The sequence below is a fragment of the Streptomyces sp. NPDC087270 genome (genome assembly GCF_044744625.1).
Taxonomy (GTDB): domain Bacteria; phylum Actinomycetota; class Actinomycetes; order Streptomycetales; family Streptomycetaceae; genus Actinacidiphila.
Genome location: NZ_JBIUYR010000036.1, coordinates 14949 through 35127, shown reverse-complemented (window position 1 = coordinate 35127; position 20179 = coordinate 14949). Strand labels below are relative to the sequence as shown.

Sequence of the window (20179 nt, the reverse complement as noted above, 5' to 3'; positions counted from 1 at the left end):
CGCTCCGACCCCGACCTGACCTTCTTCGGCGCCGCCGCCAAGTGCTACGCCTCCGACGCCGCCATGGAGATCACCACCGACGCCGTCCAACTGCTGGGCGGCTACGGCTACACCCGCGACTACCCCGTCGAACGCATGATGCGCGATGCCAAGATCACCCAGATCTACGAGGGCACCAACCAGGTCCAGCGCATCGTGATGGCCCGTCAGCTCCTCAAGGGCTGAACCCGGCGGCCCCCGGCCGCGGCCGTCGACGCCGACCGTGGCCCCCGGGGCTCCGGGTGCAATTGCGGCGCGATGTCGAAGCCGGCGTCCGGCGCGCGCGGTTCCGCTACGTCTCAACTCTGTAATAAACGCGGACGGAGCCGTGACCGGCTGGGCGAACTTTGGGTGGTTGGAAAGGTTTAGCGGGCGGTTTGCGATCAATTGACAAGCAACCGCAGACACTTGTAGAGCTGTGTGGGCCATCAGCAGCGACGGGGGGCGTACGCCACTCGCTGGATGGCCATCCGCGCTTCTGCTCCGAATCTGTGAAGGGCAAACGTGTCCATATCCCGCCGCACCTCTCTCACGGTGCGTTCCGTAGGCGTTGCCTCCGCCGCAGCCGCTCTCGCGCTGGGCGTCGCAGGCACCGCGTCAGCTTGCAACATCCGTGACTTCTCGTTCACCGGTTCCGTCACCTGCGACCAGCCGAACCGCGCCGGTGTCATCACGGTCCACGACACCGACGGCACCCGTCCGGTCACGATCACGGTCAAGGACGACAGCGGCAAGCAGGTCGCCCAGCAGCAGTACAACGACCGCAGTGGTGACTTCACCATCTCGGTCCCGTGGGCCGCCGGCACGCACTACCAGGTGCTCGCGTCCGTCGCGAAGTACTTCGACAACCAGGCCGTCGGCAACGGCGTCACGCTGCCGAACACCGAGTGCGGCGCCAGCAGCACCCCGCCCGCCTCCCCGTCGGACTCCCCGACGACCCCGGCGAGCTCCGTGCCGTCGAACTCGCCGACCAGCGAGGCGCCGTCCGCCAGCCCGACCGCCGCGGCCAGCACGTCGGCCGCCGCCGTGGCCGACACCAGCTCCCCGTCGCCCAGCGGCAACCTCGCCGAGACCGGTGGCGGCAGCAACACCGGGATGATCGCGGGCATCGCGGGTGCCCTGGTGGTCGTCGGCGGTGGCGCCGTCTTCGGTCTGCGCCGTCGCGCGGCTTCCGCGCGCCACTGACCCTCGGGCTCGTCACGGGTTCGTCTCGACGACGTTCCCAGCATGTCCCCGACAGCTTCGAGGACGGTACGCTGCGACGCCGCCGCCGGTTCGCCGGTGGCGGCGTCGTCGCATGTCAGCACGTCCAAAAAATGGGGGCACGTCATGGCCATTCGCAAGTCCACCATGCAGGAGCAGGTGGCGCAGGCCATCGCGGAGATCAATCCGGGCGACCGGCCGATCGCCACGATCCACGTCCAGACCGGTCCGAGCCCGTGGCTGATCGCTGCCATCGGTGCCATGGGCACACTGTTCGTGAAGTACTACTTCGTCACGGTCACCGAGCAGGCCGTGGTCTTCCACAAGGCGAGCCGGATGAGCGCCCGCCCCAAGGAACTCGTGGCGGCGATACCGCGGCAGGAGGCGGCCCGCCTGATCAGCGAGGTCCACCGCAACACGATGTGGAGCTCGCTGAAGTTCCTGCTCCCCGGCCAGGAGAAGCCGACCCGGCTGAACGTCGCGCGCTACTGGCGCAACGAGCTCGACCAGTGGGTGCCGGCGGCGACCGGGATGCCCGTCGCCCAGTGAACGACCGCGGCCCCGGCCCCCGCCTGGCGGGAGCCGGGGCCGCGGTGCGCGGTGCCCGGGAGTGTGGTCCGATCAGCCCGCGCTGACCTTCTGGTCCTGCTGCAGCTCGCTGAAGAGCTGACCCGCCTTCGTCTTGTCCCACAGCACCGAGTCGCCGTCCCCGGTCTGGTAGTTGGCGTTGGCTATCGGCACCGTCAGCTGGTTGCCCTTGCCGCCGCTGACGCTCTTCATCGCGAAGAACATGTGCGCCAGGTCGAGCAGGCTCATGTTCTTGTCCACCACCAGGGTGTCCAGGCCGGAGCCGATCACCGGGTAGAGCTTGAACGGGTTGAGGATGGTGGACGGCGACGCCGCCTGGTGCGCCAGCGTGGCGAGGAACTGCTGCTGGTGCTTCATCCGGCCCAGGTCCTGGTCCGCCTCCTGGTGCCGCTCGCGGACGTAGGCGAGGGACTCCTTGCCGTTGACCTTCTGGCAGCCCTTCTTGAGGTCCGCGCCCGACGCCTTGTCCTTCAACGGCGAGTCCAGGCACAGCTGCACCCCGCCGAGGGCGTTGACCAGGTTCACGAAGCCGGAGAAGCCGATCTCCGCGTAGTGGTCGATGTGGATGCCCGTGTCGTGCTCGACGGTACGGGTCAGCAGCTCCGGGCCGCCGTCCGCGTACGCCTTGTTGAGCTTGTGCGTGGAGGCCGGGTACTGCTTCTTGGTCTCCTTGCCGTAGAACGACGGGATCGTCACGTAGGAGTCGCGCGGCAGGCTCAGCATGGTGGTGCCGTTGCTGCCGGTGTGCAGGATCATCATCGAGTCGGTGCGCTGGCCGGAGTCGGAGCCGGTGTGCAGCTCCTTCTCCTGGGCCTTGGACAGACCCTCGCGGCTGTCGGAGCCGACGATCAGGTAGTTGGTGCCCTTGCCCTTGGCGGGCGCGCCCTGCTCGTTGTTGATGGCGCTCAGGTCCACCTGGCGGCGCACCTTGGAGTCGGCCCAGAAGTACGTGGAGACCGACACCACGAGCAGCACCACGACCAGGCCGAGCGCGGTGTAGCCGAGCTTCTTGCGGGTGCTCCAGCGCGGTCCGCGCGGTCCGCGCCCGCCCGGCCCGCCTGTGCTCGGCGGCCCGTAGCCGTCACCGGAGCCGCCGCCCGGCTGCGGGCTCGGCTGCGGCCGCCGCGCCTGCTGCGGCGGGACCCCGCCGTGGGCAGCGGCGGCACGGCGCGGCGACAGTTCTGGGGGCAGCGGAGGCTCGGCGAGCCTGCGCCGCTCGGTGTCATCGCTCCTACCGTTCATGTCCGCCAGTGTGCCCGGACCCGGCGGGGGACCCGCAATCACCGGCGGTTCTGTAGCAGATCCGATGCATTCGGCCACCGGCCGCAGCACATCCGCGACAGACGCATACAGGACCGCGACACATTTCACGGCGGACTTACAGTGGGGGACGTGATCGACTCTTCCGCCGCCCCGGAACCGCTGCCCACCCCGCAGGTCCCGGTCCTCCCGGGCAAGCCCACCTCCGCTTCCCGCATCATGCTCTCGCACATCATGAGCGCCCATGACACGAACCTGCTGGGCACCGTGCACGGCGGCGTCGTGATGAAACTGGTGGACGACGCGGCGGGCGCCGTCGCGGGCCGGCACTCCGAGGGCCCGGCGGTGACCGGCGCCATGGACGAGATGGCCTTCCTCGCACCGGTCAGGGTCGGCGACCTGCTCAAGGTCAAGGCCCAGGTGAACTGGACCGGGAAGACCTCCATGGAGGTCGGGGTACGGGTGGTCGCCGAGCGGTGGAACCAGGCCGGCCCCGGCGAGCAGGTCGCCAGCGCCTACCTGGTCTTCGTGGCCGTCGACGCCGACGGCAAGCCGCGGCCGGTGCCGCCGCTGCTCCCCGAGACCGACCGGGACCGGGGCCGCTGGCAGGAGGCCCAGATCCGCCGCACCCACCGGCTGGCCCGTCGCCGGGCGATCCTGGAGCTGCGCCGCGAGCGGGCCGCGGAGGGCCTGGACGGGTAGCGCCGGCCGGACGGACAAGCGGCAGCGGGACGGACAGCTCCGGCCGGACGGACAGCGGCAGCCGGGCAGGCCGCTCGGCGACGGGTCAGCAGCCCACCACGTCGCTGGTCTGCCCGCTGCCCGCGGGCTGCGACGCTGGCTGCGACGCGGGCTTCGGCGCCTGCGTGGTCACCGGCCGCACCGTGCGGCCCTTGAAGTCCATGCCGAGGGTGACCCGCATCACCGGACCCTGCCCCTTCGCCTGGACCAGTCGCGCGCCGGGCAGGGCGGCGGCCAGCGACTTCGCCGAGCGGTCCCACCGGGGGTCGTACCGGATGGTGGTGTGCTGGGCGTGCCGGTCGGCGGTGACGGGCAGCCCCGGGGTGGCGAAGCCGGTCGCGTGCAGCGCCTTCTGCGCGGTGCCGGCCAGGCCGTTCACCCCGGTGGCGTTCGCGACCTGCACGCTGATCGAGCCGGGGGCGACATCGACCTTGACCGCCTTGGCGGAGGAGGCGCCCGACGTCGCGCCCGCCGCACCGGAGGGCCCGGAAGACCCGGAGGAGCCGGACGATCCGGAGTGCCTCGACGACTCCGACGCGGCGTGGTGCGCCGTCAGCGGCTGGTCGGCGCGGATCGCCGCCCACAGCTTGCCGGCCTTGTCGGTGTCCCACTTCACCGTGGAACCGACGCCGGGCACGTTGTAGTTCAGGTTGCTCAGCGGCACCGACTCGAACTCCGAGGAGTCGGAGGTGAAGCCCTTCATGCTGCGGGCCAGCGAGATCAGGTCGGTCGGCTCCAGCCCCTCGTCGGCGCGGACCGAGCCCAGCACGGTGCCCGCCACCTTCTCCAGCTTCATCGGGTTCGCCAGGGTGCCGCCCGAGGTGATCTTGTGGATGACCTGGGCCACGAACTGCTGCTGGCGCCGCATCCGCCCGAGGTCGGAGTCGGCGTCGATGTGCCGGGAGCGTACGTACTGCAGCGCCTCCCCGCCGTTGAGCGTCGTGGTGCCCACCGGCAGGTCCAGGCCGCTGTAGGAGTCCTTCAGCGGGCGGGTGGTGCAGACCGGGACGCCGCCGAGCACGTCCACGGTCTTCATGAAGCTGACGAAGTCGACCTCCAGGTAGTGGTCGATGTGCACGCCGGTCAGCTTCTCGACGGTGCTGACGGTGAGTTGGGGCCCGCCGTCGGCGTACGCCTCGTTGATCTTCGCCGGGTGGGTCGGGACCAGCGGCTTCCCGCCGGCCGAGGTGGCGGTCGCGGTGGCGGCCGCGGGCGTCGGGGTGCCGGATCTCGCCGTACCGCTGCCGTGCGGCTCCGTCGCCTTGGCGTTCGGCGCGGCGCCCCGCCGCTTCGCCAGTACGGCCGCGGGCCCCACGTCCGGCAGTTGCACGTACGTGTCGCGGGGGATGCTCACCACGCTCGCGCGCTGCCGGTCCTGCGAGAGGTGCACCAGCATGATCGTGTCCGTGCAGTGGCAGGGCGCGCCGCCGAGGTGGTACTGCTTCTTCTCCGCCGGGTTCAGGCCGTCCCGGCCGTCGGTGCCGACGAGCAGGAAGTTGGTGCCCTTGCTGTCTCCCGGGCGGTCCTGCATGCCGCCGAAGGCGTCCACCCGGTTGATCGCGCCGTTCAGCCCGGCCACCACCGCGTGGCCGACGCCGCTGGCGGTGATCACCAGCAGCGCCACCCCGCCCGCGATCCGGGTGCTGAGCCGGACCGGCGGGCGCGGGCGCGGCCGCCGTCCGCCCGCGGGCCGCCGCCGCGCCGCGCCGCGGGCCGGTGCCGGGACCCGCGCCGGAGCCGATGCCGGTCCCGGTCCCGGGACCGGGGGGCGGACCGCGGAGGACGACTGGCGGCTTCGGGTGGGCGGCACGGGCGACCTCCGAACAGAGCGGTGCAGCCGTCGCGATGCGGGCAGGACGACGCACTGCGACACAGCGGCTGCGTACAGACCCGTTCAGGCTAGGGACAAATAGGACTGTCAGTCCTCACCCCACGCGCTGGTGTCCCCCGTTAGCGGTAACGTTTGATGGGATGAACGCCGTCACCCCTGTCCCGCTCCCGGCGGTCTCCGTGATCATGCCGGTGCTCGACGAAGAGCGTCACCTGCGCGATTCCGTCCGGCACATCCTGGAGCAGGACTACCCGGGCGAGCTCGAAGTCGTCATCGCGCTCGGCCCGTCCGCGGACCGCACCGACGCGATCGCCGCGGAGCTGGTCGCGGAGGACCCCCGGGTGCGTACGGTGCCCAACCCCACCGGCCGCACCCCCGCCGCGCTCAACGCGGCGATCAAGGCGTCCCGGCACCCGGTCGTGGTCCGCGTCGACGGCCACGGCATGCTCTCGCCGGACTACATCGCCACCGCCGTCCGCCTGCTGGAGGAGACCGGCGCGGCGAACGTCGGCGGTCTCATGCACGCGGAGGGCGAGAACGACTGGGAGCGCGCGGTCGCCGCCGCCATGACGTCGAAGATCGGCGTCGGCAACGCGGCCTTCCACACCGGCGGGCCCGCCGCCCCCGCCGACACCGTCTACCTCGGAGTCTTCCGCCGCGAGGTGCTGGAGCGGCAGGGCGGCTACAACGTGGAGTTCGTCCGCGCCCAGGACTGGGAGCTGAACCACCGCATCCGCGAGGCCGGCCACCTCATCTGGTTCTCGCCCGAACTGCGGGTCTCCTACCGGCCCCGGCCCAGCGTGCGCACCCTCGCCAGGCAGTACAGGGACTACGGCCGCTGGCGCCGCGTGGTGACCCGCTACCACCGCGGCTCGGTGCACCTGCGCTACCTCGCCGCCCCGGCGGCCCTGCTGGCCAATGCGGCCGGCATCGTGGTCGGCGCCGCCCTCACCCCGTGGGCCCTGGCCGTTCCGGCCGCGTACGCCGTCGGCATCACCGCCGGTTCGCTGCCGGCCGGGCGCGGCCTGCCGGTCGGCGCCCGGCTGCGGGTCCCGCTCGCGCTGGCCACCATGCACATGTGCTGGGGCTTCGGCTTCCTCACCAGCCCGCGCTCGCTGGCCCGCCGGGTCATCGCCGGCCGCCGCCCCGCGGTGACCGACCCCGCACGCCCCGCGCCGGCCGACGTGTAGCCGTCGCCCGCCGCGCCACAGCAGTACGGCGAGGGCCCACCGGAGAAGTTCCGGTGGGCCCTCGCCGCTTCCCTCGCCGTATCCGCGCCGGCTGCCGCATCCGCGCCGGCCGCCGTACCCGTACCGGCTGCCGTATCCGCGTCGCCGGTCAGAACTGGTAGGTCGGCAGGATGTCCATGCAGCCCTTGGTGTCGGCGCCGTTGATCACATCGGCGTCGTCGGGCACGGAGCCCGCCTTCGGCAGCGTCTTGCTGTAGTCGGTGCCGCTCTTCCAGTCCGAGCCGATCGTCAGGGTGATCGTCTGCACGTCGGAGGACGCCTTGACGTTGTTCGAGGGGATCTTCAGCGCCTTCGCCACGGACAGCGCGTCGGACTTGCTCTGCGCGCCGCCGCTGGACGGGTAGTTCAGCACGGTGCTCTCCCGGGGCGCGGTGTTCTGGCTCGCCTCGGCCTTGGTGAAGCCGGCGGTGCCGAGCGTCTGGGCGATCGAACCTGCGCGGCCGGGGGTCGCCACGCCGTCCGCGCTTCCCGCGGTGCCGTTGACCACGGTGACCGGGATGCTCGCCGCGGCCTCGGCCGCCGGGCCCGACGGCGCCGACGTGCTCGGCTTGGGCGACGCGGTGCCGGTCTTCGCCTTGCCGTTGGCGTCCATCGCCACGTCGTTGCGCAGCAGCGACCAGACCGTGGCGGCGCTCGGCGCCGGCAGGTAGTGCGCGTCGGGGGCCTCCGGGTCGGCGATGTGCGGCATGGTCGCCATCGTGATCCGGTCCGGCGGGATCGTCTTGAGCTGCATCCCGAGGTCGTAGAGCTTCTTCGGGGTGCCGATCTCGGAGGACACCTCGAACGCGGACATCGCGGTGGTGGCGATCTTGTTGAGCTTCGCCGGGTCGGTGAAGAGATCCTGGCTGCGCAGCTTGCGGATCAGCGAACTCATGTACATGTGCTGGGCCTTCGAGCGGCCCGCGTCGCTGCCGAAGGCGTGCCGGGTGCGCAGCCACTGGAGCGCCTGGTTGCCCTTGACGGTGTGGGTGCCCTTGGTCAGGTGCAGGTGCGAGCCGCCGGGCTGGGCCGTGGTCGGGTGGTCGTCGACGTTCTCCTTGACGCAGACCTCGACGCCGCCGACCACGTCGGCCATCTTCACCACGCCGGCGAAGTCGATGGTCAGCCAGTGGTCGATGTAGAGGCCGGTGAGGTTCTGCACCGTGGCCAGCGTGCAGCCCGCGCCGCCCCGGCCGAGCGACTCGTTGATGATGGCGTTTTTCTTCGCGTACACGTGGTGCGTCTTGGGGTCGGTGCACTCGGGGATGTCCACCCGGGTGTCGCGCGGGATGCTGACCACCGACATGTTGCTGCGGTCGGCCGACAGGTGCGCGATCATGATCACGTCGGCCCGGGCGCCGGCCGCGTCGGCGGCGCCGCCGAGCTTCGCGTCCTCGGGGTCGTCGCGCGTGTCCGAGCCCAGGATGAGGATGTTCATCGGGGTCTGGCCGGCCGAGTTCGCCTTGGACTTGGCGACGGTGGTCTTGCCGCTGCTGCGCTCGCCCTTGCGGATCTTGCTGGCGAGGTACTCGTAGTAGCCGTAGGCCGCGCCCGCGGAACCGAGGACGGCCACCGCGACCACGATCGCCACCCAGCGGATGACCTTGCGCTTGCGGCTCTTGGCCTTGCGCCGCCCGCCGCGCCGGTGGCCGCCGCCCTGACCGGCCGGGCCGGTGCCGTCACCGGAACTGCCGGAGTCGCCGGGTCCGCCGGGTCCGCCGGAGTCGCCGGGTCCGCCCGGACCTCCCGGTCCGCCGGAGCCAGAACCGTCGCCGATCCCGTCGCCGGCGCCGTCCGCGCCGCCGCCGCGCTCGGTCGGGTACCCGGCCGAACGCGGCCCGGGTATCGCGCCGTCGTGCAGCGGGGGCTCCGCGGCCGGGGCGAAGTCGTTCTCGTAGGGGGCGTACGACGGGTCGCCGGGAGGCCGGCCCTGGCGGAGGTCCTGCGGGTACCCCTCGTGGTAGGAGCCCTGGTCCCACTCCGGGCCGCCGGGGTTGGAAGCGGCCCCGTATCCGGGCCCTCCCGCCCTGCCGTCGCGCATGGGGACTCCTCCACTGTCACCGGTGGCTGTGCCAGCCGTCATCCTGTCTTCGCCGTCTGCTGCTCAGACCGTCTTCTCAGACCGTCCTCATGTCAGACGGTCAGGCACCGGCCATAGTTGCAACCCGGTGCCTGTGACTTGCTGTGACCTCTCACGCCGTGCGTCGCGCCACCTGGTCCCCCCGGGCGGCCGCGCGCGTGACGCACCGTACACACCGTGTGCGCCGGCCGGACGCGACCAGCGGGCACTTCGTGTACCGCGGGCACCGCACATCCCCCACCACCGGCGAGGCCGCGCCCTCGCGGCCGACAACGACGGTCGGCGTCACGCTGCCGATGCCGGTGATGCTTTCACACCGGTGCTCCGGAGCCCATGGGCACCGGGCACCCGAAACGCCCGCCGGCTCGCCCCGTCGCCGTCAACGGGGCTGGGGGACCGGACACATGGGTGATCACCGGACAATCAGGAGTGTGACCTATCCCACGCAGGTGGTGTCGTCGGCGGTGATCGACTTCAGGCCCTTGGGCGGGGTGGTGGGCAACGCGATGGGGGTGCCGGGCGCGGTGTAGTCCGCGCCCAGGGTGAGCGACATGTACGTGAGCGGTGGCACGTCCTTGGTGCCCTCGATCAGGGCCGAGGCGGGCAGGCCCATCATCGCGGCGAGCGAGCGGGCCTGGTCGGCCTGGTTGGGGGCGTACCGCAGGGTCGTCTTCGCGGGGTGCTGCGAGGAGTCGCCGCCGTTGGCGGAGCGGTTGACGCCCTCGTCGTTCTGCAGCCAGGCGAGCACGTCCTGGGAGGCGCCGAAGGTGCCGGTGCCGTTGTAGACCGTCACCCGCGTGTCGTGCGGGGTGGCCTTGGCGCCGACGAGCTTGGCGTCGGTCCCGACCGGGCCGCGCGACAGCGAGATGTCCTGCTTGACCACGTCGAACAGCTGCGTCGACTTCGCCTTGTCAAGGACGACCGTGTGGTGGGTGCCGTCGGCCGGGTTGTCCTTCACCGGCAGCTCGGCGAACGTGAAGTGCTTCCCGTCGACCTTGCCGAACTCCCCGGCCAGGTCGTCCAGCGCGCTGACGCTGCCGATCGGGGTGTCCACGGTCAGCAGGCTCGCCGCCGTGGTGGCCAGCGCGGTGAGCTTCTTCGGATCGGTCAGGGTCGCGCCCGAGGTGGCGGTACGGAACAGCGCGGCCAGGAACCGCTCCTGCACCTGCACCCTGGCCAGGTCGCCGCCGGCGGGCACACCCGACGAGCCGGGCAGTTCCCGCTCGGCGCGCACCAGCGCCAGCGCCTGCGCGCCGGCCACCTTCTGCTTGCCCGCGCCCAGCGACAGACCGGACGCCGGGTCGCGCAGCGGCTCCTTCAGGCACATCTCCACGCCGCCGAGCGCCGTGGCCAGCTTCTGCACCGCCGCGAAGTCCACCATCAGGAAGTGGTCCACCCGCACCCCGGTGAGCTGCGTGACCAGCCGCATCGCGCAGCCGGGGTCGCGCCCGGCGAGCACCGTGGAGAACCGCTGCCCGCTCGCGCCCTTCACCACCGTGTTGCCCACCGGGCACTCGGGCACATCGGTGACCAGGTTGGGCGGGATGCTCACCGCGGTGGCGTTGCTCCGGTCGGCCGACAGGTGCAGCAGCACCGCGGTGTCGGCCTGCCCGGTCGCGGCCGCGGTGCCGTGCTCGTGGCCGAGGCCGGCCCGGCTGTCGGTACCCAGCACCAGTACGTTCATCTGCCCGGTGGTGGAGAAGGCCGCGCTGCCCGCGTTGCCGACGTCCACGGCGTGGACCACGGTGCCGGAGCGGTGGAAGGCGACGTAGCCGCCGATCCCGCCGGCGACGACCGCGAGGCCGATGGTGCCGGCCGTCCACAGCATCGCCTTGCTCCTGCGCTGCTTGGGCTTGCGGCGGCTCGGGGCGCCCCCGGTCGCGGTTCCGTTCGCGGCCCCGTGCGCGCGCCGGGCGCCCCGGCCGGAGGGGGCCCGGCGGCTGCCCGGGGCGCGCGGGGTGGCGGGCGGCGGTACGGCGGCGTCCGGCGGTACGGCGGCGGGCGCCACGGGAGCGGCCGGAGCGGCGGAGGCGGCCGGCGCTTCCTGCGGAGATACGGAGCCGGCTGCGGGCGGGTCCGCCGACTCGGCCGGTTCCAGCCGCAGTTGGTAGGTGCCCGTGACCGGGTCGAGCACCCACTGGTCCGCCGGGTCGACGTACCCGGAGCCTTGCGTGTCCACGGTCGCTCGGGACCTCCATCCGCAGTGGCCGGAGCGCCCTACCTTAGTTCATCGGCCTTCGCCGCAGATGTCTCGGTCGGCCGTCGTTCCCTTGAACGTCAAGGTGTTCGAAGGGGTGCTCGAGGGCGTGTTCGACGGGGTGCCCGAGGTGCTGCCCGACGGGGTTCCGGACGGGTCGGGGCTGCCCGGGGCCGTGCTGGAGCCGCCGCTGGAACCGCCGTGGGAACCGCTGCTCTTGCCGTCGCTGCTCACCCGCACGGGCTGGTCGGCGCGCACCGCGGCGAAGAGGTTGTCGGCGTCGGGCTCCACCAGCTGGTCGCGGTTGCGGTCTTTGACGTACTGCTCGACGGGCGTGGTGACGAAGTGGATCGCGCCGGTGGGGATCTTCTGCAGGCGCTGCGCGAGCGAGTACAGCTCGCTGAGCGAGTTGAGGCCGGGGTCGGCGGTCAGCGAGTGGGTGGCCGCGTTCAGCAGCGGGTACACCTTCCCCGGGTTGAGCAGCACCCCGTTGCTCTGCACTTTCTTGATCAGCGACGCGAGGAAGTCCTGCTGGCGGCTGATCCGTTCGGTGTCGCTGCCGTCACCGATGCCGTGCCGGACCCGTACGTAGCCCAGCGCCTGCTCGCCGTTGAGCTTGTGCTTGCCGGCGGACAGGTGGAGGCGCGAGTAGCTGTCGTCGATCGGCTCCGGCGTGCAGATCTCGACGCCGTCGACCGCGTTCACCATCTTCTTGAAGCCGCTGAAGTCCACGATCAGGTGGTGGTCGACCCGCACCCCGGTCAGCTCCTCGACCGCGCGGATCGTGCAGGCGGCGCCGCCGAACTGGAAGGCCCAGTTGAACTGTTCGAACGCCGGGCTGACCGTGCTGCCGTCGGACTTGGTGCACTTCGGCACGTGCATCATCAGGTCGCGCGGGATGCTCACCGCGGTGGCGTTGCTGCGGTCGGCCGACAGGTGCAGCAGGATCGTGGTGTCCGAGCGCTGCCCGCTGTCCTTGCCGTACTTCGCGTTGGCGCCGTCGCGGATGTCCGAGCCGATCAGCAGGATGTTCTCGGTCGAGGCGGGGCCCTCGGGCGGGCGCTGCGACGCCTGCGCCTTCAGCTCGTTCTCGGTCACCGTGTCGGTGGTGATGTTGCCGTTGAGCTGCTGGTAGACGTACCAGACGCCACCCGCACAGGCCAGCACGAGGACGGCGGTGCTGATCGCGACGACCTTCAGCCAGCGGAAACGGCGCCGGGGGGCGGGGGCGGCGGGGGTGTCCGCCGCGGCCGCGGCGACTGCCGTCTCCGGGGTGCCGGGGGCGTCCTCGGGGGAGTCCTCGGCGGTCGCCGAGTTCGATATGCCGGGTATCTCGGGGGCGTTCGGTACGTCCGGTACTTCCGAGACGTCCGAGGCGTCCGGTGCTTCCGGGGAGCCCGGCTCTTTCGGGGCGTCCGCGGTGCCCTCGGCGGTCGGCTCGGCGACGGGTGCGGTTGCCGAACTCGGCGCGTCCTCGCCCCCGTCGGAACCCTCGCCCGTATCGGAAGTCTCGCTCGTATCCGAACCCTCGCCCGGTTCCGAACCCTTGTCGGCGTCGGAGCCGTCGTCCGCGTCGGGGCCGTCGGAGTCCGTGTCGCTCTCGTCCGCTGCGTCGGCCGCCTCCGTCGCGGAGCCGTCCGCCGCGTCGGCGGCGGAGTCGTCCTGCGGTGGCTCTGCTGGCGTGGTCACGTCGTGCCCGTCCCTCGGTCAGGGGCCCGGCGGATCGCGCCGGGCGTCATCAGTCGCCGGGGGATCGGACCCGAGTACCCGCACGGCATTCGTTCAGACTGTCGAAACGCCTCAAGGGTTGCCCAGGGCACCCATTATGTGCGGGAGTTGAGGAAGTTCTCATGCAGGATCGACACCCGCGCGATCAGCTGGCGCTCAGCCGGCGTCCGGCACCGCCGTGTGGGTGACCCGCTCCGCGTCCTTGCGGCGGGCCAGCCCGTCGGCCGGCAACTGGTCGAGGTGGCGGCACAGGACGACGGAGGACTCGGCGGCGAGCGGCGCCAACAGCCCCGCGGCCAGGCCGTTCCAGCCGTCGTACGGCAGTCCGGACAGCAGCCGCGAGCCAGGTGACAGCTCCAGCACGTCGGCCTCGGAGCGCGCCCTGACCACCACCTCGCCGCCGGTCAGCACCTCGCCGCCCGGGAGTTCGAGCGCCGGGTCGTCCGGACCCACCGGCACATACGGTACGAACCGGTCACCCTGGCTCGGCACTTCGACGGCGTAGTCCGCGAACCCCCGCGGCGGCTGCGGGAACCGCCCGCCGAGCGGCCGCAGCGCCAGCGCCATCCGCTCGCCGCCGCAGCTCTCCGCCTCCGCCAGCGTGTCCGGGCCGCTCACCACCAGGTCCGCGTCCGCGGGGTCGCCGCCGGGCACCGCGACCACGCCGGTGGAGAACGCGGCCAGCAGCCACACCGCGGTCTGCCAGTGCGCCGGGAGCAGCAGCGCCACCCGGTCGCCGGGCTCGGCGCCGAGGCCGTCCTGGAGCAGGTTCGCGGTCTTCGCCACCCAGTTGGCGAACGTCGCCACCGACAACTCGACCCGCTCGCCGGTCGCATCGTCGTAGAACGTGATCAACGGGCGGCCCGGGTCCGCGCGCAGCGCGTCGGCGAGCAGTCCGGCGGGAGTCAGTGCGCTGGAGGTCACGCCGGTCAGGCTACCTGGGAAGATCCGCGGCGCCGCGCGGTGCGGCCGTCGGACGGGGTGGCGAAACGGTTGACGAGTTATCAGATGATGGTTTATCGGGTTTACCGCTTATGCCACTATCGTTCCCATGCGAGCACACCCCGCCTCCGCGGCCGGTACAGCCGATCCGACCCAACGTCCCGCCACCGAGGCGATCCTGCTGGTCGGCGGCAAGGGCACCAGACTGCGCCCGCTCACCGTACACACCCCCAAGCCGATGGTCCCGGCCGCGGGGGTCCCGTTCCTCACCCACCAGCTGGCCCGGGCCCGCGCCGCCGGTGTCGAGCACATCGTGATGGCCACGTCCTACCTGGCCGAGGTCTTCGAACCGCACTTCGGCGACGGCTCCTCGCTCGGCCTGCACCTGGAGTACGTCACCGAGACCGATCCGCTCGGCACCGGCGGCGCCCTGCGCAACGTCGCCCACCGGCTGCACTCCGCGCCCGACGAACCGGTCCTCGTCTTCAACGGCGACATCCTCACCGGCCTGGACATCCGCGCCCTCGTCACCGCCCACCGCACCCACCGCGCCGACGTGTCGCTGCACCTCACCCGCGTCGACGACCCGCGTGCCTTCGGCCTCGTCCCCACCGACCCCGACGGCCGCGTCACCGCGTTCCTGGAGAAGCCGCAGACGCCCGAGGAGATCGTCACCGACCAGATCAACGCCGGCGCGTACGTCTTCACCCGCGCCCTGCTCGACGCGATTCCCGCCGGGCGCCCGGTCTCCGTCGAACGCGAGACCTTCCCCGGACTGCTCGCCGACGGCGCCCACCTGCACGGCATGGTCGACTCCACCTACTGGCTCGACCTCGGCACCCCCGAAGCCTTCGTACGCGGCTCCGCCGATCTCGTCCTCGGCCGCGCCCCCTCGCCCGCGGTCCCCGGCCGCCGCGGCGAACACCTCGTCCTGCCCGGCGCGGTCGTCGCCGACGACGCCAAACTCTTCGGCGGCACCTCCGTCGCCCCCGGCGCCGTCATCGGCTCCGGCGCCCTCGTCGAGGGCAGCGCCATCCTGTCCGGCGCCCACATCGCCCCCGGCGCGGTGATCCGCGACAGCCTCGTCGGCGCCAACGCCCGCGTCGGCTCCCGTACGGTCCTCGTCGGCGCGGTGATCGGCGACAACGCCGACGTCGGCGCCGACAACGAACTCCTCCGCGGCGCCCGCGTCTGGTGCGACGCCCGCCTCCCCGCGGCCGCCATCCGCTTCTCCTCCGACCGGTAGCCCGACCGGTAGCCCGACCGGTAGCCCGACACGGCGACCGACACGGCAAGCGGCCGCCGGGGCCGGCCCGGGGCGAACCGTGACGTTCGCGGCGGGGCTCCCCGGCGGCGCGCTATACCCTTCCGGGGTGCCCGAAGAGACCGCGCCCCCGCGGGCGGCTGCCGCGCAGGCGACCGCCCCGACGCAGCCGCCCTCCCCGGCGCCGGGCCGCACGCGTACGTGGGTGCCCCCGGCCCCGCTCGACGTACGCCGCACCCTCATGCCGCTGCGCCGTGGCGGCGGCGACCCCGCCTTCCGCATCGCCCCCGACGGCACGGTGTGGCGGGCCAGCCGCACCCCCGCCGGTCCCGGCACCCTGCGACTGACCGGCAGCCCGGCCGCGATCGAGGGCACGGCCTGGGGCCCGGGCGCCCAGTGGCTGCTCGACGGCCTCCCCGCGCTCCTCGGCGCCGACGACGACCCGTCCGCCTTCGTGCCGCGGCACCGCATCGTGCACGCCGCCCACCGGCGGCACCCCGGACTGCGGCTGACCCGCACCGGCCTGGTGCTGGAATCGCTGATCCCGTCCGTACTGGAGCAGAAGGTCACCACGATCGAGGCGTACCGCGCCTGGCGGCTGCTCCTGCTCCAGCACGGCGAGGCCGCCCCGGGGCCGCAGGGCGCCGACATCCCGCGCGGCATGCGGGTCATGCCGGACCCGCGCGGCTGGGCCCGGGTGCCGTCGTGGGACTGGCGCGGCGCCGGCGTCGACAACAAGCGGGCCTCCGCCGTCCTGCGCGCGGTCCGCCTCGGCGCCCGCCTGGACTCCCTCGCCGACCGCCCGGCCGAGGACGCAGCCGCCCTGCTCTGTACGGTCCCCGGCATCGGGCCGTGGACCGCCGCGGAAACCCTCCAGCGCAGCCACGGCGCCCCCGACGCCGTCACCGTCGGCGACCTCCACCTCCCGCATCACATCGGCTACGCCCTCACCGGCGAACCGCGCTCCGACGACGAGACGATGCTGCGCCTGCTCGCCCCGTACGAAGGGCAGCGGCACCGCGCCACCCGGCTGATCCTGCTCGCCGCGCCCGCACCGCCCCGGCGCGCGCCGCGGATGGCGCCGCCCCGCCACCACTGAAGCCGCACCGGTCGGTCGCGGGGACGGCCCGCCGCCCGCCGGGGGCGGTCAGCGCACCGCGAGGAACGGTTCGGCCGCGCGCTCGGCCCGGGGTGCGGGCGCCTCCGCCGGCCGGCCGATCGCGATCGTGCCGAGCGGGTCCCAGGAGGGCGGCAGGTCGAGGACCTCCCGCACCACGTCGCGGCAGAACAGCGCCGAGGACACCCACGCCGACCCCAACTGCTCGCCGGCCAGGGCGACCAGGAAGTTCTGCACGCCGGCGCCCCCGGAGACCAGGAACATCTCCCGCTCGGCCGTCGCCCGCCGCGCGTCCGGGTACGGGTGCGCGCCGCCCTCGGTGACCAGGCACGGCACCACCAGGTACGGCGCCTTGCGCAGCACGTCGCCGCGCCGCAGCCGCTTGGCGACGCTCTGCTCGGAGAAGCCGTCCCCGCGCAGGTCCGCGGCCCAGGCGTCGCGCATCGCGTCGAGCAGCCGCACCCGCACCTGGGGCGTCTCCAGCAGCACGAACCGCCAGGGCGTGGTGTGGTGCGGGGCGGGCGCCGTCACCGCGAGGGCCACGGCCCGCCGTACGGCGGCGGGGTCCACGGGGACGTCGGTGAACTCCCGTACGGTGCGGCGCAGCGACACCGCCTCCCGCACCGCCTCCGATGTGCCGAGCCGGAACATGTCGTTGGCGGCGACCCGGACCAGCGCCCGCGCCCCGATGTCGCCCGCGCCGTCGTCGTCCTGACCGCTGCCGCTGCCGCTGCCGCTGCCGCTGCCGCTGCCGTCCGCGGCGCCATCCGCTCGGGGGGCGGCCGGCAGCAGTACGCCGCCCAGGCCGCGCACCACCGCGACCGGCAGCCCCGTGGCCTTGCCCTTGACGAGGTCGCCGGCCGCGGCCAGTTCGTCCGCGGTCGCGGTGACCGTGACGCTCAGCGGGTTGCCGTGGGAGTCCTGGCCGCCGCGCAGATCGTCCAGCACCCGCACGCCGGCCGCGCCGATCGCCACGTCGGTGAGCCCTTCGCGCCAGGGCCGCCCGAAGGTGTCGGTGACGATGACGCCGACCCGCACTCCCAGCGCGTCGCGCAGCCCGTCCCGGATGGCGCGGGCCGATGCGTCGGGGTCCTCGGGCAGCAGGAGGATGGTGCCCGCGGGGGTGTTGGACGCATCGACCCCGGCCGCGGCCATCACGAAGCCGTGCCGCGTCTCCACGATCCGGGTCGGCCCGCGACGGGCCACCAACCGCACCGCCTCGGCGTCGATCGCGGCCTCGCGGTCGTCCGCGTCCACCACGCGCCCCTCGGCCTTGCTGACGATCTTCGACGTGACCAGCAGCACATCGCCGTCGGCGAGGTCGGTGCCGGCCTCGGCGATCAGCTTGGCGATGTCGCTACCCGGCTGCACCTCGCCGATCCCGGGCACCCCGAACACCTCGTAGCGGGGCGCTTCCGCGGTCATGCCCGCACCTCCTCGGCGAACGCGAGCGCTTCCCGCGCCATCCGCGTGGTCGCCTCCAGGTCCGTCATGAGCAACGGCACCGCCCGGCAGCGGATGCCGGCCGCCTCGACCTCCTCGACGGCGCCCGCGTCCACGGTGTCGACGAGCCACCCGTCCAGCAGCCCGCTGCCGTAGTGCGCCGCCACCGCCGCCGCGGTGGACTCGACGCCCACGGCGGCCAGCACCTTGTCGGCCATCCCGCGCACCGGCGCGTCACCGACGATGGGGGACAGGCCCACCACCGGCACCCCGGCCTCCGCGATGGCCTCCCGCACGCCGGGCACGGCCAGGATGGTGCCGACGCTGACCACCGGGTTGGACGGCGGGAAGACGATCACATCGGCGCCGCCGATCGCCTCCAGCACCCCGGGCGCGGGCTTCGCGCCCTCCGCGCCCACCGGCACCACCGCGTGCGCGGGCACCGACGCGCGCAGCCGCACCCAGTACTCCTGGAAGTGGATCGCCTTGCGCTCCCCGTCGACCTCGACGAGCACGTGCGTCTCGATCCTGTCGTCGGACATCGGGATCAGCCGCACCCCGGGCTTCCAGCGGGCGCACAGCGCCTCGGTGACCGCGCTGAGCGGGTAGCCGGCGCTGATCATCTGGCTGCGGACGATGTGCGTGGCGAAGTCCCGGTCGCCCAGCCCGAACCACTCCGGCCCGACGCCGTAGGCCGCGAGCTCCTCCTTGACCGCGAAGGTCTCGTCGGCCCGCCCCCAGCCCTGCTCCTCGTGGATGCCGCCGCCCAGGGTGTACATGACGGTGTCCAGGTCGGGACAGACCTTCAGCCCGAACAGGTGGATGTCGTCTCCGGTGTTGCCGATGACGGTGATGTCCGCCTCCGGCGCCGCTGCCTTGAGGCCGCGCAGGAAGCGCGCTCCTCCGATACCTCCGGCCAGAACCACGATTCGCATGGGCCCAGTCTGTCAGCCCCGCGACCGGGGACGCCGGGCCGTCCCGCCGGCTACGCCTGTGCGGGCGTGCGGACGCCGGGCGTGCACGCGTACGGGGTCATCTCGGTCAGCCCGGGGAAGTACACGTGCAGGCTGACGGCGCCGTCCAGCGACTCGTTGACGACGTCGTGGACGTAACCGGGGGCGAACACGCGCTGGTGACCGGGCGTCAGGGTGCGGCGGGTCTCGCCGCGGGCGGTCAGCGCGCGTTCGTGCAACGTGCCGTCCAGGACGGTGAGCACGCCGCTGGAAAGGCCGTGGTCGTGCAGCCCGCTGCCCTGTCCGGGCAGCCAGCTCAGCAGCCACACCTCGTAGCCGGGGCCGGTTCGCAGGCGTGCGTACCAACGGGTGGTGGCGTCGTAGCGCACCTGCGGAGCCCACTGCGCGCGGTCGGCGGCGATGGAGCGGGCGAGCCCGGCGAACTCCGCGACGCTGTGGGGGTGTTGGGGCACCGGCGGGAGCAGGTGGGGCAGTTCGAGCGGGTCACCGGCGATCGAGACGTCGGAGTACATGGGGTGAGTTCCTCGGGGTGCGCATGATGCGGAAGGTGCCGGCGGCCGTGGCGGCCGGTCAGGGGATCAGCGGCAGCGGGAGGAACAACAACAGCTCTGTGCGAGCGCGACGCAGCAGGACTCGCGGCGGCGAGTCCGGAAGGGCGCGTTGTGCTCGGCATGCATGAGAGCAAGCAAAGCGGTCGGAGCGGTGGCCTGTCAACCGAATGTCCGAAATGCCCGACTGCTTTCACCTGATCCGGCAGGGTCGGGTGGTGAAAGGTTTGTGCGCGACGGGGTGCGGATAGGAGGTGGCGCATCCGCGCAGATCTGATGCGGATTGCCTTCCGGATCTGGGAGAACGCGCCATCCCGGTATGACGTTGTGCTTCTGTGATCGAAATGTGATCCGCAACGCTTCACTCGAACGGACGGAACGTCGCCCGTCACCGCAGCGTCTGACGGAACGTGAGCGTTTGGCCGTGAGGGCCATGGTTGACGGATGCGGTCGTTTAGGCCGATATCAACACTATCTGTCACTCCTTGGTTCAGCGGAGTGAATAACGGGCCCAATAGCAGATCTCGGCTTGACTGGCCCGGATCGGCACACTTGTAATTTCACTCGTGTCGTTCGGCCGGACCGCCGGACGTGGTCCGACGGCCAGGCACCATCACGGGGAAGCACGACAGACAGGGGCGCGCATGACCGAGCAGTTCCAGTTGCTGCTGGCTGAAGAGGCCGACGAGGAACTCGGCTGGCAGGAGCGCGCGCTGTGTGCGCAGACCGACCCCGAATCCTTTTTCCCCGAGAAGGGCGGCTCCACCCGCGAGGCGAAGAAGGTCTGCCTCGCCTGCGAAGTCCGCTCCGACTGCCTGGAGTACGCCCTCGCCAACGACGAGCGCTTCGGCATCTGGGGCGGCCTGTCCGAGCGGGAGCGCCGCCGGTTGAAGAAGGGCGTCGTCTGACCCCCGATCCCCGGCCGGCACCCCGCCGCCCACCCGGTTCCCGCCCCTCGGGGACCTCGCATCCGGCCCGTCTCCCGCGCCCTCCGG

The 20179-nt window shown here is 72.6% G+C and carries 17 protein-coding genes; 8 read left to right on the top strand and 9 right to left on the bottom strand.

Annotation, left to right across the window (positions count from 1 at the left end):
* The 3 genes from ACIPAE_RS39410 to ACIPAE_RS39400 all read left to right on the top strand — a co-directional run.
* On the top strand, nt 1–225 hold a 225-nt coding region (locus ACIPAE_RS39410; RefSeq protein ID WP_402452230.1), incomplete at its 5' end, for an acyl-CoA dehydrogenase family protein.
* 348 nt (nt 226–573) lie between these two features.
* Complete coding sequence (locus ACIPAE_RS39405; RefSeq protein WP_402452227.1) at nt 574–1224, top strand: LAETG motif-containing sortase-dependent surface protein; 651 nt, start codon at nt 574–576, stop codon at nt 1222–1224.
* Nucleotides 1225–1368: 144 nt separating this feature from the next.
* Nucleotides 1369–1791: a hypothetical protein gene (locus ACIPAE_RS39400; protein ID WP_329368969.1), complete on the top strand. Its 423-nt coding sequence runs from the start codon at nt 1369–1371 to the stop codon at nt 1789–1791.
* Between the two features lie 72 nt (nt 1792–1863).
* Here ACIPAE_RS39400 and ACIPAE_RS39395 read toward each other — a convergent pair whose 3' ends face one another.
* Complete coding sequence (locus ACIPAE_RS39395) at nt 1864–3072, bottom strand: LCP family protein (RefSeq protein WP_402452224.1); 1209 nt, start codon at nt 3070–3072, stop codon at nt 1864–1866.
* A gap of 237 nt (nt 3073–3309) precedes the next feature.
* On the opposite strand from ACIPAE_RS39395, the gene ACIPAE_RS39390 reads away from it, so the two are divergent.
* A complete protein-coding gene (locus ACIPAE_RS39390; RefSeq protein ID WP_328474139.1) occupies nt 3310–3792 on the top strand; it encodes an acyl-CoA thioesterase in 483 nt (160 codons plus the stop codon).
* Between the two features lie 85 nt (nt 3793–3877).
* On the opposite strand, the gene ACIPAE_RS39385 is transcribed toward ACIPAE_RS39390, so the two are convergent.
* Nucleotides 3878–5455 (bottom strand): LCP family protein, encoded by a 1578-nt coding sequence (locus tag ACIPAE_RS39385; RefSeq protein WP_402452221.1) that lies wholly within the window; start codon nt 5453–5455, stop codon nt 3878–3880.
* Between the two features lie 347 nt (nt 5456–5802).
* Between ACIPAE_RS39385 and ACIPAE_RS39380 the strand changes: the two genes are divergently transcribed.
* A complete protein-coding gene (locus ACIPAE_RS39380) occupies nt 5803–6852 on the top strand; it encodes a glycosyltransferase family 2 protein (protein WP_402452218.1) in 1050 nt (349 codons plus the stop codon).
* 148 nt (nt 6853–7000) lie between these two features.
* Here the strand turns inward: ACIPAE_RS39380 and ACIPAE_RS39375 are convergent, their stop codons facing one another.
* From ACIPAE_RS39375 to ACIPAE_RS39360, 4 genes are all read right to left on the bottom strand, one after another.
* A complete protein-coding gene (locus ACIPAE_RS39375) occupies nt 7001–8932 on the bottom strand; it encodes an LCP family protein (RefSeq protein WP_402452216.1) in 1932 nt (643 codons plus the stop codon).
* Nucleotides 8933–9407: 475 nt separating this feature from the next.
* Nucleotides 9408–11150 (bottom strand): LCP family protein, encoded by a 1743-nt coding sequence (locus ACIPAE_RS39370; protein ID WP_402452214.1) that lies wholly within the window; start codon nt 11148–11150, stop codon nt 9408–9410.
* 48 nt (nt 11151–11198) lie between these two features.
* The gene (locus ACIPAE_RS39365) at nt 11199–12857 is read right to left on the bottom strand and encodes an LCP family protein (RefSeq protein ID WP_402452212.1); all 1659 of its coding nucleotides are present in this window, start codon (nt 12855–12857) and stop codon (nt 11199–11201) included.
* 195 nt (nt 12858–13052) lie between these two features.
* Nucleotides 13053–13820 carry a TIGR03089 family protein gene (locus ACIPAE_RS39360; protein WP_402452209.1) on the bottom strand — a complete coding sequence of 256 codons (768 nt, stop codon included), beginning with the start codon at nt 13818–13820 and terminating at the stop codon, nt 13053–13055.
* A 127-nt stretch (nt 13821–13947) separates the two neighbouring features.
* Between ACIPAE_RS39360 and ACIPAE_RS39355 the strand changes: the two genes are divergently transcribed.
* Together ACIPAE_RS39355 and ACIPAE_RS39350 are read left to right on the top strand one after the other, a co-directional pair.
* Entirely contained in the window at nt 13948–15084 is a 1137-nt protein-coding gene (locus ACIPAE_RS39355; protein WP_402452207.1) for a sugar phosphate nucleotidyltransferase, read from the top strand.
* A gap of 127 nt (nt 15085–15211) precedes the next feature.
* The gene (locus ACIPAE_RS39350) at nt 15212–16201 is read left to right on the top strand and encodes a DNA-3-methyladenine glycosylase family protein (protein WP_402452204.1); all 990 of its coding nucleotides are present in this window, start codon (nt 15212–15214) and stop codon (nt 16199–16201) included.
* 48 nt (nt 16202–16249) lie between these two features.
* Here ACIPAE_RS39350 and ACIPAE_RS39345 read toward each other — a convergent pair whose 3' ends face one another.
* Genes ACIPAE_RS39345 through ACIPAE_RS39335 form a run of 3 tightly spaced genes read right to left on the bottom strand, consistent with a single transcriptional unit; the run spans nt 16250 to nt 19148 of the window.
* Nucleotides 16250–17644 carry a coenzyme F420-0:L-glutamate ligase gene (locus ACIPAE_RS39345; protein ID WP_402452202.1) on the bottom strand — a complete coding sequence of 465 codons (1395 nt, stop codon included), beginning with the start codon at nt 17642–17644 and terminating at the stop codon, nt 16250–16252.
* The gene (gene cofD / locus ACIPAE_RS39340; protein WP_402452199.1) at nt 17641–18597 is read right to left on the bottom strand and encodes a 2-phospho-L-lactate transferase; all 957 of its coding nucleotides are present in this window, start codon (nt 18595–18597) and stop codon (nt 17641–17643) included. The genes ACIPAE_RS39345 and cofD overlap by 4 nt, the downstream gene beginning before the upstream one ends.
* 50 nt (nt 18598–18647) lie before the next feature.
* On the bottom strand, nt 18648–19148 hold the full coding sequence (locus ACIPAE_RS39335; protein WP_329368985.1) for a cysteine dioxygenase family protein: 501 nt from the start codon (nt 19146–19148) through the stop codon (nt 18648–18650).
* A gap of 680 nt (nt 19149–19828) precedes the next feature.
* Here ACIPAE_RS39335 and ACIPAE_RS39330 point away from each other — a divergent pair.
* Complete coding sequence (locus ACIPAE_RS39330; protein WP_031519519.1) at nt 19829–20092, top strand: WhiB family transcriptional regulator; 264 nt, start codon at nt 19829–19831, stop codon at nt 20090–20092.
* The last annotated feature ends 87 nt before the right edge of the window (nt 20093–20179 follow it).

Excerpts from the sequence above, each read along its gene's own strand:
- ACIPAE_RS39400 (WP_329368969.1), top strand. The coding sequence starts at position 1,369 with ATGGCCATTCGCAAGTCCACCATGCAGGAGCAGGTGGCGCAGGCCATC.
- ACIPAE_RS39395 (WP_402452224.1), bottom strand. The coding sequence starts at position 3,072 with ATGAACGGTAGGAGCGATGACACCGAGCGGCGCAGGCTCGCCGAGCCT.
- ACIPAE_RS39390 (WP_328474139.1), top strand. The coding sequence starts at position 3,310 with ATGCTCTCGCACATCATGAGCGCCCATGACACGAACCTGCTGGGCACC.
- ACIPAE_RS39380 (WP_402452218.1), top strand. The coding sequence starts at position 5,803 with ATGAACGCCGTCACCCCTGTCCCGCTCCCGGCGGTCTCCGTGATCATG.
- ACIPAE_RS39375 (WP_402452216.1), bottom strand. The coding sequence starts at position 8,932 with ATGCGCGACGGCAGGGCGGGAGGGCCCGGATACGGGGCCGCTTCCAAC.
- ACIPAE_RS39355 (WP_402452207.1), top strand. The coding sequence starts at position 13,948 with ATGCGAGCACACCCCGCCTCCGCGGCCGGTACAGCCGATCCGACCCAA.
- ACIPAE_RS39345 (WP_402452202.1), bottom strand. The coding sequence starts at position 17,644 with ATGACCGCGGAAGCGCCCCGCTACGAGGTGTTCGGGGTGCCCGGGATC.
- cofD (WP_402452199.1), bottom strand. The coding sequence starts at position 18,597 with ATGCGAATCGTGGTTCTGGCCGGAGGTATCGGAGGAGCGCGCTTCCTG.
- ACIPAE_RS39335 (WP_329368985.1), bottom strand. The coding sequence starts at position 19,148 with ATGTACTCCGACGTCTCGATCGCCGGTGACCCGCTCGAACTGCCCCAC.
- ACIPAE_RS39330 (WP_031519519.1), top strand. The coding sequence starts at position 19,829 with ATGACCGAGCAGTTCCAGTTGCTGCTGGCTGAAGAGGCCGACGAGGAA.